Annotated in this window: 18 protein-coding genes and 1 riboswitch; of the genes, 13 read left to right on the top strand and 5 right to left on the bottom strand. The window is 42.3% G+C overall.

Features of this window, described 5'->3' with window-relative positions; all coding sequences use genetic code 11:
- The first annotated feature begins 24 nt into the window (after positions 1-24).
- A complete protein-coding gene (locus tag AAYR28_RS12495) occupies positions 25-468 on the top strand; it encodes an ACT domain-containing protein (RefSeq protein WP_008342790.1) in 444 nt (147 codons plus the stop codon).
- 18 nt (positions 469-486) lie between these two features.
- A complete protein-coding gene (gene pheA, locus AAYR28_RS12490; protein ID WP_024423155.1) occupies positions 487-1,365 on the top strand; it encodes a prephenate dehydratase in 879 nt (292 codons plus the stop codon).
- A gap of 23 nt (positions 1,366-1,388) precedes the next feature.
- On the opposite strand, the gene AAYR28_RS12485 is transcribed toward pheA, so the two are convergent.
- Positions 1,389-1,931, bottom strand: coding sequence for a transcription repressor NadR (locus AAYR28_RS12485; protein WP_024423154.1), 543 nt, complete (start codon positions 1,929-1,931; stop codon positions 1,389-1,391).
- Positions 1,932-1,934: 3 nt separating this feature from the next.
- Complete coding sequence (locus AAYR28_RS12480) at positions 1,935-3,077, bottom strand: IscS subfamily cysteine desulfurase (protein WP_183002032.1); 1,143 nt, start codon at positions 3,075-3,077, stop codon at positions 1,935-1,937.
- A 94-nt stretch (positions 3,078-3,171) separates the two neighbouring features.
- On the opposite strand from AAYR28_RS12480, the gene nadB reads away from it, so the two are divergent.
- The 5 genes from nadB (at position 3,172) to AAYR28_RS12455 (ending at position 8,868) form a co-directional block, all read left to right on the top strand.
- Entirely contained in the window at positions 3,172-4,746 is a 1,575-nt protein-coding gene (gene nadB, locus AAYR28_RS12475) for an L-aspartate oxidase (protein WP_120208296.1), read from the top strand.
- A complete protein-coding gene (nadC, locus tag AAYR28_RS12470) occupies positions 4,728-5,591 on the top strand; it encodes a carboxylating nicotinate-nucleotide diphosphorylase (protein ID WP_098677001.1) in 864 nt (287 codons plus the stop codon). The genes nadB and nadC overlap by 19 nt, the downstream gene beginning before the upstream one ends.
- Positions 5,578-6,687 carry a quinolinate synthase NadA gene (gene nadA / locus AAYR28_RS12465; protein WP_034279863.1) on the top strand — a complete coding sequence of 370 codons (1,110 nt, stop codon included), beginning with the start codon at positions 5,578-5,580 and terminating at the stop codon, positions 6,685-6,687. Before nadC ends, nadA begins: the two co-directional genes overlap by 14 nt.
- 131 nt (positions 6,688-6,818) lie before the next feature.
- The gene (gene safA, locus AAYR28_RS12460) at positions 6,819-8,117 is read left to right on the top strand and encodes a SafA/ExsA family spore coat assembly protein (protein WP_120208294.1); all 1,299 of its coding nucleotides are present in this window, start codon (positions 6,819-6,821) and stop codon (positions 8,115-8,117) included.
- Between the two features lie 133 nt (positions 8,118-8,250).
- Complete coding sequence (locus AAYR28_RS12455) at positions 8,251-8,868, top strand: YhcN/YlaJ family sporulation lipoprotein (RefSeq protein ID WP_034279869.1); 618 nt, start codon at positions 8,251-8,253, stop codon at positions 8,866-8,868.
- Between the two features lie 45 nt (positions 8,869-8,913).
- On the opposite strand, the gene AAYR28_RS12450 is transcribed toward AAYR28_RS12455, so the two are convergent.
- A complete protein-coding gene (locus tag AAYR28_RS12450; RefSeq protein WP_041115101.1) occupies positions 8,914-9,546 on the bottom strand; it encodes a LysE family transporter in 633 nt (210 codons plus the stop codon).
- A 235-nt stretch (positions 9,547-9,781) separates the two neighbouring features.
- Positions 9,782-9,890, top strand: a riboswitch (TPP riboswitch).
- Between the two features lie 126 nt (positions 9,891-10,016).
- On the opposite strand from AAYR28_RS12450, the gene thiC reads away from it, so the two are divergent.
- The gene (gene thiC, locus AAYR28_RS12445) at positions 10,017-11,777 is read left to right on the top strand and encodes a phosphomethylpyrimidine synthase ThiC (protein WP_120208290.1); all 1,761 of its coding nucleotides are present in this window, start codon (positions 10,017-10,019) and stop codon (positions 11,775-11,777) included.
- Positions 11,778-11,812: 35 nt separating this feature from the next.
- On the opposite strand, the gene AAYR28_RS12440 is transcribed toward thiC, so the two are convergent.
- On the bottom strand, positions 11,813-11,959 hold the full coding sequence (locus tag AAYR28_RS12440; protein ID WP_183002031.1) for a hypothetical protein: 147 nt from the start codon (positions 11,957-11,959) through the stop codon (positions 11,813-11,815).
- 190 nt (positions 11,960-12,149) lie between these two features.
- Here AAYR28_RS12440 and AAYR28_RS12435 point away from each other — a divergent pair, with 190 nt between their 5' ends.
- Positions 12,150-12,332 (top strand): hypothetical protein, encoded by a 183-nt coding sequence (locus tag AAYR28_RS12435; RefSeq protein WP_008342761.1) that lies wholly within the window; start codon positions 12,150-12,152, stop codon positions 12,330-12,332.
- A gap of 32 nt (positions 12,333-12,364) precedes the next feature.
- On the opposite strand, the gene AAYR28_RS12430 is transcribed toward AAYR28_RS12435, so the two are convergent.
- Entirely contained in the window at positions 12,365-13,009 is a 645-nt protein-coding gene (locus AAYR28_RS12430) for a serine/threonine protein kinase (RefSeq protein WP_034279877.1), read from the bottom strand.
- A 239-nt stretch (positions 13,010-13,248) separates the two neighbouring features.
- On the opposite strand from AAYR28_RS12430, the gene AAYR28_RS12425 reads away from it, so the two are divergent.
- The 4 genes from AAYR28_RS12425 (at position 13,249) to AAYR28_RS12410 (ending at position 15,712) form a co-directional block, all read left to right on the top strand.
- A complete protein-coding gene (locus AAYR28_RS12425; RefSeq protein ID WP_073979823.1) occupies positions 13,249-13,749 on the top strand; it encodes an intercompartmental signaling factor BofC in 501 nt (166 codons plus the stop codon).
- A 148-nt stretch (positions 13,750-13,897) separates the two neighbouring features.
- Positions 13,898-14,503, top strand: a complete 606-nt coding sequence (gene ruvA, locus AAYR28_RS12420) for a Holliday junction branch migration protein RuvA (protein WP_120208289.1) — start codon at positions 13,898-13,900, stop codon at positions 14,501-14,503.
- An 11-nt stretch (positions 14,504-14,514) separates the two neighbouring features.
- Positions 14,515-15,519, top strand: a complete 1,005-nt coding sequence (gene ruvB, locus AAYR28_RS12415) for a Holliday junction branch migration DNA helicase RuvB (RefSeq protein WP_024423143.1) — start codon at positions 14,515-14,517, stop codon at positions 15,517-15,519.
- Positions 15,512-15,712, top strand: a complete 201-nt coding sequence (locus AAYR28_RS12410; RefSeq protein WP_012010741.1) for a DUF2905 domain-containing protein — start codon at positions 15,512-15,514, stop codon at positions 15,710-15,712. Before ruvB ends, AAYR28_RS12410 begins: the two co-directional genes overlap by 8 nt.
- The last annotated feature ends 6 nt before the right edge of the window (positions 15,713-15,718 follow it).

Raw genomic sequence — 15,718 nt, 5'->3', positions numbered from 1 at the left:
CGTTTTTAAAAGGGGAGAAAACAGGTGAAAGAAGAAACGTTCTATTTAGTAAGAGAGGATGTACTTCCAGATGCGATGCGAAAAACGCTTGAAGTCAAAAAGCTTCTCGATCGCAAAAAAGCGGATTCAGTTGCCGATGCTGTTCAAAAAGCGGATTTAAGCCGCAGTGCTTTTTATAAATACCGAGATGCTGTTTTTCCATTTTATACAATGGTGAAAGAGCAGATCATCACATTGTTTTTCCACCTTGAGGATCGGTCTGGGGCTTTATCAAGACTGCTTCAAATTGTGGCTGACTCTGGCTGTAATGTGTTATCCATTCACCAAACGATTCCGCTGCAAGGAAGAGCGAATGTCACCTTATCAATTAGTACAGCTGGTATGGCAGATGATATCAACACCGTCATGAATCAATTAAGAAAGCTTGAATTTGTCGAAAAAGTCGAAATTCTCGGTTCTGGGGCGTAAAAGGAGAGATCATAGCAGATGAAGCAATTAACTGTAGGTTATTTTGGACCAGAAGCAACATTTACTCATTTGGCCGTATGCTCTTGTTTTCCAAAAGATGCGGTGCAGCGTGCCTATGCAACGATTCCGCAATGTATGGATGCTGTGTCAAAAGGCGAAGTCGATTTGGCGGTCGTTCCACTTGAAAATGCACTCGAAGGCTCTGTGAACTTAACGATTGATTATTTAATTCATGAAGAAGCGCTGTCCATTGTGGGGGAGATGACAGCACCAATTCGGCAGCATTTGCTTGTCCACCCATCAAGAGCGGAGAGCTGGGAGACGTTAGATGTCATTCAATCGCATCCTCACGCGATTGCCCAGTGTCATCAATTTCTGAAAAAGCAGTACCCTCATATTCCTCATCGGCCAGTGGAATCAACAGGCTATGCAGCAAAATACATCAGTGAGCATCCAGATGAAGCTGTCGGGGCTATTGCCAATGAAATTGCCGCAAAAACGTATGGTTTGACGATTGCAAAAAAAGACATTCATGATTATCCGCACAACCATACACGCTTTGTGATTTTACATAAAGATCCTAACGCATCGTTCCCAATGAATTCTGGTTTCTCATCAAAGCCAAAAACGACCATTGTGGTCAGTCTGCCTAAGGATGACCAATCAGGCGCATTGCACCGCGTGCTGTCTGCTTTTTCTTGGCGGAATCTCAACTTGTCAAAAATTGAATCTCGTCCGACAAAAACAGGTCTTGGACATTATTTATTTATTATTGACATTGAAAAAGAAATGGATGATGTCCTCGTCCCCGGTGCGATTCAAGAATTAGAAGCGATTGGCTGTGAGGTCAAGCTGCTTGGCAGCTATCAAACATATGAATTAACGAATGAAAAATAGTGTCCCGTGAGGACACTATTTTTTTAGTCTTTTATTAAAAACCCAGCATCATCCAGCGCTTGAATGGCTTGGTCAAGCTGCTTTTGGCTGTAAGAAGTGAGAGTATGCAGATGCACGCCGTCTGTTAGTTCTGACAAGTAGGACGCGCCGGTGTTAGAAATATGATGGACAAAATCAGCGACTTGTTTCCGTGTGCTGACGCGAATAGAGGCCGTCAGTTCACCATAAACAGGGTGCTCAATGATCACATCTTTCACCGTCACTCCAAAGTCTACAATCAATGTCAGTTCCTCTTCTGTACGAGCAGGATCATGTTTGCAGGCGATGATTTGTTCAATTTCTCTTTCTGGCGCATGCTGCGCTGCCATATACACATAGCCTTGGCTTGTGGCAATAATGGGTTCGTTTTTTGCTTTTAATAATGAAATATCTTGTACAATGACTTGCCGAGAGACAGCCGCCTTTTTAGCTAAAAAGCTTCCAGTAAGCGGTGTGTCTGTTTCTTTCAGCCACTCTAAAATGGCGTTTCTTCTTTCTTCGCCAATGAGTTTCCTCTCTTGCTCCACGTCCTAAGCTCCCTTCTTCTCCTTTTGCAAATGCTCAAATGTATGCAAAAGCTGATCGATGTCATCTTTTGATGACTGATATCCAAATGATAGTCGAATAAATTGTAGGGCATCACGATCTGATACACGCAATGCCTTCACAGCAGGGGAAGGATGGTGATAACCGGAAGCACATGCGCTTCCAGTAGATAGACAAATCCCATGCCGGTTACATGCTAACATTACATATTGTCCTTCAAACCCTTCAAAAAAACAACCAATAATATGAGGAAGCGTGCGGCGATTGTCATTGTCCTGAAATGTATGAACTGGCAGCTGTCTTATTTTTAACTGCTGAAGAAAATAATCACGCAGCTGCTTATCTAATTTTTGCTGTTCATCCAGCCTAAGCATCGCTTGTTCACTTGCGGCAGCAAAAGCACCGATACATGGAACGTTTACTGTCCCTGGACGTAAGCCATTTTCCTGAACTGCTCCTGTATATAAAGGTTTCCAAGGAACATGAGCGCCCATATAAACGGCACCAGCGCCTTTAGGAGCATACACTTTATGACTTGAGATGGACACAGCATCGACTCCAAGTTCTTTGATGGACACACGAATCTTTCCAAATGTTTGCACAGCATCTGTATGAAAAAGAATGTTCCTTTCTTTTAAAAGAGGCGCTAATTCAGCAAGCGGCTGGATAATTCCTGTTTCTGAATTAGCATGCTGAATAGATACTAGTCCTGTTTCAGGCAATAATGCTTTTTTGAGAATGTCCTTTGTTATGATTCCATCCTGATTCGGTTCAATGATCGTGACTTTTACGCCAAAACGCTCTAAGCTGCTAACTGCATAATGAACAGAAGGATGCTCAACTGAAGTTGTGATGACATGCTGTTGATGTGCTGGCAGTCCATTGATGATCGATTGAATCGCAAGGAGATTGGATTCAGTTCCACCGCTTGTAAAATAGATCCCATCCGGTTCACCCTCGATCATGGCAGCGAGTGATTGTCTGCTGTAAGTCAATATGTCATTTGCTTTTCCCCCAGCATCATGAAGGCTGCTTGCATTTCCGTAAAAATTTTTGCTTAGCTGCTCAAAAACATGCAGCGCTTCCTCTGAAACAGGTGTAGAAGCTGCGTAATCTAAATAAACCAACCCATCCATCTCCCGTGTGAAAATTTTTTCTTGTATTTATTTTAGTGTTGTGTAATGATATGTGTCAAGACAGGTGTAAATGACAGGAGGGGCAATGGTGTCATCAATCAAAAAAGTCATTGTGGTGGGATCAGGCATTGCAGCGCTTTCCTTTGCAAAAACCATTTCGAAAAGCTGCCAGGTCATCATGATGACAAAAAAACAATGTTCATCTAGTAATTCCATGCTGGCTCAAGGAGGAATCGCTGCTGCCTTTTCAGCACATGACTCAGCTGAGCAGCATGTGCAAGATACACTAGCTGCCGGCTGTGATCACAATGATGAAAGAACCGTACAAGAAATCGTGAGACTTGGAAAACACCTTGTGGAGCAGCTCGTAGCAGAAGGCTGTCCATTTGATCAAGATGAGGCAGGAGAGCCGCAATTAGGCAAAGAGGGAGCACATACCACTCATCGCATCTTGCATGCAGGAGGAGATCAATCAGGTAAAACCCTTGTACAGTTTCTGAAAAGTCAGCTCGGCTCACATATTCATTTATACGAATATCATCATGTCATTGATCTATTGATTCATGAAGGGACATGTACGGGTGTTGTATGGAAAGACGAGACAGGACACGTACATACGATGACCGCAGATGCCGTTGTATTATCAACTGGCGGCTGCGGCTCCCTATATGAGACAAACACAAATGATCCTTCTATAACAGGAGACGGACTGATGATGGCCTATCGAGCCGGGGCACAATTAGTGGATCTCGAATTTGTTCAATTCCATCCAACTCTTTTAACAATCGCTGGAAAAGCAGTTGGCCTCATTTCAGAGGCAGTACGGGGAGAGGGAGCTTATTTAGAAGATGAAACAGGCAGGCGGATCATGAAAGATATTCACCCGCAAGCTGATTTAGCACCTAGAGATGTGGTTGCTAGAGCGATTTTTCATGAGCAGCAATTAGGTCATCAATTGTATCTTAACATCCATGATATTCCGCATTTTTCAGCTCGTTTTCCGGCCATAGCTCAGATGTGCCAGCGTGCAGGCGTCGATATGGCAAGCGGCAGGCTGCCAATTTCCCCAGGTATGCACTTTTTAATGGGCGGTATCAGCGTGAATGAATATGGAGAAACGACTGTTCCAGCACTATTTGCCATTGGAGAAGCAGCCTGCACTGGCTTACACGGTGCGAATCGATTGGCGAGTAATTCTCTTCTGGAAGGTCTCGTGTTAGGCAGCAAAGCGGCACAGAGAATTGAACAGCTGCCTAAACTGAAAGAAACAAGTCCACCTTTTTCTATTCAAGAAATATGGATGGTCCCAATGATTTCAACAGCTCAGCTGAGACAATGGATGACTACATTTGCGGCCATTGTGAGAGATGAAAAAGGCTTGCAGACTTTGCTTCATTCGTTGCAACATGTCAATTTTCAGCAAATTAATGTGAAGGATATCACAAATGAACAGGTCGAATTAAGCAATCAATGGGCATTAGCGGTTTGCCTTGCTAAATCTGCATTACTTCGTACAGAAAGCAGAGGCGGCCATTATCGAATGGATTATCCAGAGCGGAGTGATGCGTTGTGGCGGGGCAGGCAGATTGTTCATGAAAAAGGCCACATTCACATTATGAAAAATGAAAGGATCGGTGCCAAATGGAACGTTTACAGTTAAAACAAATGCTCACTCATTTTTTCACAGAAGATATTGGTTTTGGAGATGTATCAGCTGATGCCATCTTTGGAGACAAGAAAGGAACAGCTCTTATCATTGCGAAACAATCTGGTGTATTGGCAGGATCACAACTGATTGATACAGGGTACCGCCTGTTGAATGAACAGATTCAAACTGAGCTGTTTTTTCAAGAAGGTGATTGGATTCATTCAGGCGCTGTACTGGCGAAAATAAAGGGCCCAGTCAACGACTTATTAAAGGGAGAGAGGGTCATTTTAAATCTATTGCAGCGAATGACAGGTATTGCCACCTTAACACATGAGGCGGTGCAGCGATTAGGTGACCCGTCTATTACGATTTGTGATACGAGAAAAACGACACCCGGCTTGCGTATGTTAGAAAAATACGCAGTAAAGACAGGCGGTGGTAAGAATCATCGCTTTGGCTTATCGGATGGGGTGATGATTAAAGATAATCATATTGCCGCATGCGGTTCTATCCGTGAAGCTGTAGAGAAAGCAAGAGCATATGCCGGTCATATGGTGAAAATTGAAGTGGAAATTGAATCAGAAACGCAGCTAATGGAAGCCATTGAAGCAAAAGCGGATGTCATCATGTTTGATAACTGCTCTCCGGACGAGGTAAAACGTTTTAAACAAATGACGCCAGAGTCCATTCTGACAGAGGCTTCAGGGGGCATCACGTTAGAGACATTGCCAAGCTACAGGGGGACAGGAGTCGATCTTATTTCACTTGGTTTTCTGACTCATTCTGCTCCAGCGTTTGATTTTAGTATGAATATGGAATTCAGTCATAAAGGGGGAACGACTCATGTCTATGCTTAATGTATTAGCCAATCAACATGCAGTCATGATGCCAGATGAATATAAACACCGCTCTGATGATGAGATGAAGCAGCGAGTGTTAGAAATTAAGCGGGCTTTTGGTTCAAAGCTTTTTATACCGGGCCACCATTATCAAAAGGATGAGGTCATCGAATTTGCAGATGCCACAGGAGATTCATTGCAGCTGGCACAAATAGCTGCCGACAATCACGAGGCTGAATACATTGTGTTCTGCGGTGTTCACTTTATGGCAGAAACGGCAGATATGCTGTCAAACAAGAATCAAAGCGTCGTTTTGCCAGATATGAGGGCGGGCTGTTCAATGGCAGATATGGCGAACATGAAACAAACAGACAGAGCATGGGAGCAGCTCACTGATCTGTTTGGGGATACAATACTTCCGCTTACGTACGTCAATTCAACAGCAGATATTAAAGCATTTGTCGGCAAGCATGGCGGGGCGACTGTTACTTCGTCAAACGCTAAAAAAGTACTCGAGTGGGCACTGACACAAAAAGAGCGGATTCTGTTTCTCCCTGATCAGCATCTAGGGCGTAATACGGCTTTTGATTTAGGTATTCCGCTAGAAGAAATGGCTGTGTGGGATCAGATAGAAGAAAAGCTCATCACCGATCAGCCGCTTTCTCGTATTAAGATGATTTTATGGAAAGGCCATTGCTCCGTACACGAGAAGTTTACCGTTCAGAATATAGAAGAAATGAGAAAAAAAGACCGTGACATTCAAATTCTTGTCCATCCTGAATGCACGCATGAGGTCGTAAGGGCTTCTGACCTAGCAGGTTCAACGAAATTTATTATTGATACGATCAAACAGGCACCAGCAGGAAGCAAATGGGCGATTGGAACAGAGATGAATTTAGTCAAACGGATCATAGCGCAGCACCCAGATAAACAAATTGAATCCCTTAACCCAGATATGTGTCCATGTTTGACTATGAACCGGATTGATCTGCCTCATTTGTTATGGTCACTTGAAAGCATTGAGAAGGGTCAGCCGGCCGGGTTGATACAGGTCAATGAAGACATCACGAAAGACGCATTGCTTGCACTCAAGAAAATGCTCACCATTAAATAATGAATCAGCCCCTCCTATCAGAAAACAAGTTTTTATCATATCGGCTTGTAAATAGGCATAAATTTATGTTGAAACATATTGTACTTCTGACATAACCGTTACGTTCACGTTTTGCATAGGAGGGGAAAACGTTGAAAATTCATATTGTGCAAAAAGGAGACTCCCTTTGGAAAATTTCAAAGAAATACGGAGTCGACTTTCAAGAATTGAAAAAACTAAATTCACAGCTCAGTAATCCTGATTTGATCATGCCGGGTATGAAGATTAAAATTCCATCTAGTGGTGTTCCTGTGAAAACAGATCATCACAAAGCAAAAGAAATGCCAAAAACGAAAGAACATCCGTATGTGAAAGAAAAGCCAAAAGATGTTGTGCAAGTGCAAGATACGAAACCGAAGGAAAAGCCAAATGAACCGGTACCATATGTACCGCCAGTGCCAAAGATCGAGCAGCCAGTTTTTCCGCAAGTCGATGTGAACTATTATCAGACCAATCTCTACCAGCCATTCACGCCTCCTCCCAAAAAAGATCATCATGAGAAAAAAGATCACGTTCATCACGAAAATAAAGACCATAAAGATAACAAGGATCATTTTCATCACGAAAATAAAGACCATAAAGATAACAAGGATCATTTTCATCATGAAAATAAGGAACATATAGATAACAAGGATCATTTTCATCATGAAAATAAGGAACATAAAGATAACAAGGACCATTTTCATCATGAAAATAAAGGTCATCTAAAAGAAGAAGTGGCGAAGGGGTATGATCCGTTTATTCATATTCCGCATCAAAAAGAGGAGGGAAAAGACATGGAGCATGGCAATTATCCGAACCTTCCTAACTTCCCGCAAATGCCAAATATGGGAGGGGCAGCGGTAGGGGGAGTGGCTGAAAATAACGAGCATCATCATCAGCACCATCATCATGAACCATATGATCCTTATTTTGGTTATGGTCATTACATGCCGGCGATGTATCCATATCCGCAGCAAATGGTGCCGGCATCGCCAATTTTACCGGGATCAGGCCTATGTTATCCAATCCAGCCATATTATCATCATCATATGATGCCATATCCATACCCGGCTCATCCGTATTATCCTGCGTATCAAGCGCCAGCTTACTACGGAGAGAATCATGAGCACCATGCAAACGACGGACATCACTGGCATCACCATATGCATTCAAACGCCAACGCAAATGCCAACGCAAATCAAGGGTTTTATCCAAATGTTTCAAATCCAGCATATGGAAAGGGAGACTGCGGATGCGATGATGGCATGAAGCATCATCAGCCTTGGCCAGGACATGATCCGAATCCTGTTCCTTATGGCCAAATGGGGGCTTATCCAGCTCAGCCTTATATGCAGCCATATCCAGGTCAATCCGTTTTTGCAAGGCCGGAGGAAGAGGAAGAAGATTAATGACAGAAGGAACGATCTCAATCGTTCCTTTTTTTGTTTATAACTGACAGCTTGATTTTTTTCCTAACTGTACATGCTAAAACAGAGCCTGTTTCGCGCTCATGAGATTGAATTTGTACAGGGGGTTTTTCGTTTGAGACAAAAATGGCAAAAAACAATCGCATTAGTGCTTCTTCCTATTGGTTTAACGGCATGTGGTGCAAATAATAACGCAGGTGTCGATACACGTCATAATCAATCAGGCCAGCCGGTTGGTTATCATTCAAATCAACGAGCAGAAGACAACAACCAAGATCATCAAGGACCAGTTTCTGAACTTATGGAGGGAATGAACGGGAGAAATACAACAAATGTTGATTACCGTACACGTCCTCAAACGGATGATCGAATGCCTCTCACAGGTGGAGATGGACGCTACAGTCATGGAGATATGAATTATCATAACCAAATGTCGTTCTCAGGCTATGATAAACAAGAGAACATTCAGCGTTCAAGAAAAATTGCCAACCGCGTCAATAAAATGAATCACGTGGCAGACTCTCAAGTCATGGTGACGGATGAGAATGTGTATATTGCCATTAAATCAGATGGCCGCCTGACGTCAGAAGGCGTATCACAAGTAGAAGAAGCAGCGACTCGTTATGCGGATGGAAGAGCAGTCCAAGTCATAAAAGATGAAGGTGCATTCACACGCTTTAGAGACATGAGAAGAACGCAATTTGAAACAGGCCAAACAGGCATGACCCGATAGTTTGACACAAAAAGGCTAAAGTTCATCACGAACTTTAGCCTTTTCTTAAAAATAAACCTTGATGCCTATATAAAATTCGTAAAAGAAATAACAGCCAAACCCTAGTAATAAAATACCAGCAATAATGGATGTCCACTTGATCATCGTCCGATTCATCACTTTTCTTGTTAACGATACAAGTGTGAGAAGACCGATGTCATGAAGGAAAATCCCTGCCAAGATACCGCCGGCAGCCAGCATAAATTCAGATGAATCTGTTTTTGTATACGCATCCGCAAGTACAGCACCAAAAACAGAAACCCAGAACACAAGATTTCCAGGAGATACCGCCACGAGCAAGCCGTTTCGATATGTTTTTGCGAATGATTTATTGACCTTTTCTCCTGCTAAATGGATATCTTGATCCGCGTGTTTAATGGAGTCGTATGCGAGAATCATTAAAAATACAGCTCCGATCAGCCAGAGCGGGATTTGAACAAACGGCAAAGATAAAAACTGAGCAAATCCAGCATATAAAGCCAAGATAAGTAATAAGTCTATGGTCATACCGCCTGCTCCGACAGTTAAACCATGAAAGAATCCGTTTTTGAGTCCCTGTTTTGTCATTTCAACCGTGATCGCTCCAACAGGCAGAGCAATTGAGAATCCTACGACGATAAATGTGAGAAATGTTTGCAATCGACTAGAACTTCCTTTGAATAAATTGTATAAAAATTCTCCGTTTAGATTAATTATACATAATAGGAGAAAAGGATCAACGATTATTTCAGATTTAATTGAAATGAGAGAGACAGATCATGTATAGAAATCTGTATATCAATATAATCCATAAAGCTTGTAGGGGAAAGGAACTATTTTCCTGAATCTTCTTTTCTTCATGATGTCTCTATGCTACACTGATGTGGAAATCAATAAAAATGACTAGGGGTGCCCGTAAATGGGCTGAGAGAGAAGCATAAACTTCTTAACCCTTTGGACCTGATCTGGCTCGTACCAGCGTGGGGAAGTTGAAGATGATGCATGTATCCTATCAATGATATGCATGTTTATTTCTGACGACGAAACCAGGTTCTTTAAATAGAGCCTGGTTTTTTGCTGGTGCTGATTCCATCCTGTCCGGTGACAAGAAGAAAAGGAGAGAACAGCAAATGAAGGAAAAGAAAAGTGTCCCATCCAACCAATCATTATTATCCAGCTTTGATGGCAGCCGAAAGGTGTATGAGAAAGGATCAAGGCCCGATATCTTAGTGCCGAAAAGAGAGATTGCGCTCTCACATACTGTGACAGAGGCGGGCGACATAAAAAATGAACCAGTCCGTGTATACGATACGAGTGGACCGTACACTGATGAGAACGTTCATATTGACGTCACAAAAGGATTAAAGCGTCTTAGGGCAGCATGGATTGAAGAAAGAGGAGATACAGAAAGCTATGAAGGGCGTCATGTAAAACCGGAAGATAACGGATATCGGTCAAGGGAGAAGGAGTCCTTCCATTCTGTCCAAACTGATTTTCATCATAAGCCGCTCCGCGCGAAACAAGGAGCGCGCGTGACGCAAATGCATTATGCCAAAAAAGGCATCATTACGCCTGAAATGGAGTTTATCGCAATAAGAGAAGAGCTAAGCCCTGAGTTCGTTAGAGAGGAAGTAGCGAGCGGAAGAGCCGTTATTCCTTCGAATATTAACCATCCAGAAAGTGAACCAATGATTATCGGAAGGAATTTTCATGTCAAAATCAATGCGAATATTGGCAATTCAGCTGTCACGTCATCCATTAATGAAGAGGTAGAAAAGATGACATGGGCGATCAGATGGGGGGCAGATACAATGATGGATCTGTCTACTGGAAAGGATATTCATACAACGAGAGAATGGATCATTCGGAATTGCCCAGTTCCAGTAGGAACCGTTCCTATTTATCAGGCCCTTGAAAAAGTGAATGGAGTCCCAGAAGATTTGACGTGGGACGTGTACAGGGACACATTAATTGAACAAGCAGAACAAGGTGTAGATTATTTTACAATTCATGCGGGCGTGCTGTTAAGATATATTCCGCTAACAGTTGATCGGGTGACCGGAATTGTTTCAAGAGGCGGGGCAATTATGGCAAGATGGTGTCTTGCTCATCATCAAGAGAATTTCCTCTACACGCACTTCGAAGACATTTGTGAAATTATGAAAACGTATGATATTGCCTTTTCACTTGGAGATGGACTAAGACCAGGTTCGATTGCTGATGCCAATGATGAGGCGCAGTTTGCAGAGCTGGAAACGTTAGGTGAGTTAACAGAGATCGCTTGGAAACATGATGTGCAGGTGATGATTGAAGGGCCCGGTCATGTGCCAATGGATAAAATTAAAGAGAATGTGGACAAGCAAATGGACATTTGCAAGGAAGCCCCATTTTATACATTAGGGCCTCTTACAACAGATATTGCGCCGGGGTATGATCACATTACATCCGCCATCGGTGCGGCCATGATCGGCTGGTACGGAACAGCCATGCTATGCTATGTAACGCCAAAAGAGCATTTAGGTCTGCCGAATAAAGAAGATGTGAGAGAAGGCGTGATCGCCTATAAAATTGCCGCACATGCCGCTGATCTAGCAAAAGGACATCCTGCGGCTCAAAAGCGCGATGATGCTTTATCGAAAGCGAGATTTGAATTTAGGTGGCGGGACCAATTTAACCTGTCACTTGATCCAGAAAGAGCCTTGGCGTTCCATGATGAAACATTGCCTGCCGAAGGTGCTAAGACCGCTCACTTTTGCTCGATGTGCGGACCGAAGTTTTGCAGTATGAAAATTTCTCATGATATCCGCAATCAATCTGAAGAAGTGAAAAGAGAGATGGAAAAGAAGGCGAAGGAGTTTGTCAGCCAGGGAAGTCAAATTTATCAGCCCTAAAAAAAGAACCTCGCACGATGCTGTGCGGGGTTTTATCAAACGGCTGAGAAGGCTTTTCTTAAAAGGTGAAAAAATGCCTTTACTGCATATACCATCATGTCCACACTCGGAATGAGGGCATCTGTTAAATGAAAAAAGACTGTTTTTCTTTCTGGAGATGTTCGTTTCTTTTTTTGCTTCATCAAGGGCAGCCTCCTTTTTAACTAATATACTTCTTTGCAGATTTGAGAGATAGATGTTTGTGCGAATTTAAACAAAATTTAAACTTCTTGGGTTTGAATGGAAACAAGGAGGGGAAACGAGTTCAATAGAGAATGAATGAAAAGAGCTGATCTATTTGACCAGCGAACAAGAAGAGTGGAAGGTGATCTTATGATGAAAGTATTTAAGGTAACATTTCATATGAACAATGGGGAAGTGCTTGATTTCGAGCTCAAACGTCCAGCTACCTATGATGTGTATAAAAAAATTGAAGAAGCCAATCATTGGTTTAAGCTGAATAATGAAATCATTAACCTATTAAACGTCAATAGTATCCATGTAGAAACAGAATAACGCAGAAAGCCGCTCAAAGAGAGCGGCTTTCATTATGCAGAAAAATCATTTCGATTATTAAGCTGCCCGCGGGACAGCCAGTTCTTTTTATACAAATATGCAATGACTTCAAGCCACAGACGCGGTGCTTTTTTAGGGAAAAAAGGTTTTTGGTAATAGGCATAAGCGGCTTTTAAATCATCCCATTGATGACATGCTTTCGTTTGCGTGAATCTGGCAACGTCAATGACCCTGATCCGTCCTTCTTTTGTTAAGATCAAATTGCGCAGATGAATATCAGAAGGATTCAATCCTTTCTCGCGCGCTTCCTCCAGCGCATCATCGACTTGTTCAATCATTTGTTTTTTAATAGGAATTCCTTTTGTAAGGCATTCATAGAATGTGTAGCCTTTAATATATTCCATTAAAATATACTGATCCCCAGACTCATAAATCTCAGGGTAGTAAGACGAACCAGAAAGTTTTTCGTAAATGGCAGCCTCTTTGCGGGCAATATGCTGATAAGAAGGGAAAAAAACTTTTAGTGCCATTTTCTTGCCGTCTTTTTTGTATAAAAAGACATAGGCACTTCTTCCTTTGCCGCACAGTTCAAGCTCTGCCGGTTTATAGGCAAGCTTATGAAAACGTTTCTCTTCATGATATTGAATCGATTCGGCTAATCTTTTGACATCTGACATTGACTTCACCTTCTTTGGTTTCAGTTTATGCGGCTGAAAAACGAATGATGAAAAAACCGTGTCATTCGATAAAGCAATGGATTGTATAAAACATAACATTTACGAATGAAGGATACAACGAAAGACTCTTACCATACATTTGAATGATCGATTTGGTTAATGTTTAGAAAAATGGGTCAAACTACATATGTCATGCATCGATCTCATGTTCTAAAGAGGTGTAAATAGTGAAAGTGAAGATGAAATGTTTCGTTACAGGACTTATCATGACAAGTGTGCTTTTTTTTGCTGCGGATATGGAAGGGAAAGAACACTTGCAAAAGCAGTCAAACTCTATTACCGTCCAGCTTGAAAAAGTCTATCTAGACGGCGATGTGAGTATTGAAAGACACCGGGCATCATTAGAAGACAAAGACACATTCTGGGCGCAGTATAAAGGCTGGACGCTCGTAGAACAAAAAGAGGATTTTGCCCTTTTTAGAAAGCAAATTGATGATATCTCTCCATTAAGTAAAGCAAATGGATATATCGGATTATCAGAGGACGGTGTGATTTCTACGTTTCATGGAAGGCCTGACGGCTGGGCGGAGCCTATTCATCTCTTTTTTCAAATTGATACGTCCCGTTTAGAAAGTCATGTGGAAAAGCAGCTTGAGCAAGGCATTCCTTTTCGAACAAAGGATGAATTTGAGCATGTGCTTGAAGTCATGAAGCCTTACCGAAATGAAATTTCGTTTTAAAGCGTGTAACAGCTTGCTGGTGTGAAGGCCACAAGCTGTTTTTCGTGGTTTCATCATAAAAATGTACTGAGCGAACGTATGTTAACTTTTATTGCGGTTTTCTCTTCGATTTATGTTACAATGAAGAACAGTCAAAGAGGTGAAAACGGTGATAGAGTTTGTAAAAGGGACCATTGATTATGTGTGCCCGCAATATGTTGTCATTGAAAACGGCGGAGTGGGATATCAAGTCTATACCCCAAACCCGTTTATCTATCGAGTAAATAAACAAGAAACGATTTATACGTATCATTACATAAAGGAAGACGCCTTTTCGTTATACGGTTTTCAAACACGAGAAGAAAAAGCGCTGTTCACAAAACTGTTAAATGTCACAGGAATTGGGCCAAAGGGCGCACTCGCCATTCTTGCTTCCGGGGATCCTGGCGCTGTCATTTCAGCGATAGAACGTGAAGATGAAGCGTTCCTGATTAAATTCCCTGGTGTGGGCAAAAAAACAGCACGCCAAATCATTCTGGATCTAAAAGGCAAACTGGCAGATGTGGTGCCAGAGATGATTGGCAACTTATTTAATCACGAGGACCACATTCAGGTCGAAACGCAGCAAACTGCATTAGATGAAGCGCTTGAAGCCTTAAATGTCCTTGGATACGGTGATCGTGAAATCAAAAAGGTTCTTCCATTATTAAAAGAAGAAAAGAATCTCACAACCGATCAATATGTGAAAAAAGCTTTACAAAAAATGTTGAAATAGGGTGATGTCTCATGGATGAACGGCTCGTCTCAACTGAAGCAGACAACCATGAATCAGCCATTGAGCAAAGTCTGCGGCCACAGACACTTAGCCAATATATCGGTCAGCAAAAAGTAAAGGATAACCTCAGCGTATTTATTGAAGCTGCCCGCATGAGGCAGGAAACGCTTGATCACGTCCTTTTATATGGACCTCCTGGACTTGGGAAAACAACGCTTGCGTCGATCATTGCCAATGAAATGAATGTTCAGCTGCGTACAACGTCAGGACCAGCGATTGAACGTCCTGGTGATTTGGCGGCCATCTTAACATCTCTTGAGCCAGGTGATGTATTGTTTATTGATGAAATTCACCGCTTGCAGCGCTCAATTGAAGAAGTGCTGTACCCAGCAATGGAGGACTTTTGTTTAGATATTGTCATTGGAAAAGGAGATACAGCACGCTCTGTACGGCTTGATTTACCGCCATTTACGCTTGTAGGTGCAACAACCCGTGTCGGGCTGTTAACAGCGCCGCTTCGTGACAGGTTTGGGGTACATGCAAGATTGGAATACTATGAACAAAGAGATTTGGCTCACATTGTGGCAAGAACAGCCGAGCTGTTTGAGATTGGGATCGATATTCGCTCTGCTGAAGAGATTGCGAGACGTTCCCGGGGAACACCGAGGGTTGCCAATCGTTTGCTCAGAAGAGTAAGAGATTTTGCGCAGGTGCTTGGGAATCATGCCATTACGCAGGATATTGCGGAAGATGCCCTAGAGCGTCTTCAAGTCGACAGGCTTGGCCTTGATCATATAGACCATAAGCTGCTTTTAAGTATGATCGAAAAATTTAGAGGCGGTCCTGTTGGGCTTGATACGATCTCAGCGACAATTGGAGAAGAATCACATACGATTGAAGATGTGTACGAACCGTACTTACTGCAAATTGGTTTCCTGCAAAGAACACCAAGAGGGCGGGTCGTCACAAGAGAAGCGTATGAACATTTTCAAATGGAGGTTCCGATTCGTGACTGAATTCCCTAAAATATTAATGATTTTAGGTGGTGTCCTTTTTGCCGCAGGATTAGTTTTTCAATTGGTTGGTAAGCTTCCAGGTGATATTTTTGTGAAAAAAGGAAATGTAACGTTCTTTTTTCCTGTCATTACATGCATTGTCATTAGCATCGTGCTAACCATATTACTTAATATCTTTGGACGGATGAAATAACGTTAA

This window comes from Bacillus safensis (assembly GCF_039619585.1).
Taxonomy (GTDB): Bacteria; Bacillota; Bacilli; order Bacillales; family Bacillaceae; genus Bacillus; species Bacillus safensis.
Note: the sequence above shows the minus strand (reverse complement) of the source record. Positions and strands in the feature narration are given on the sequence as shown.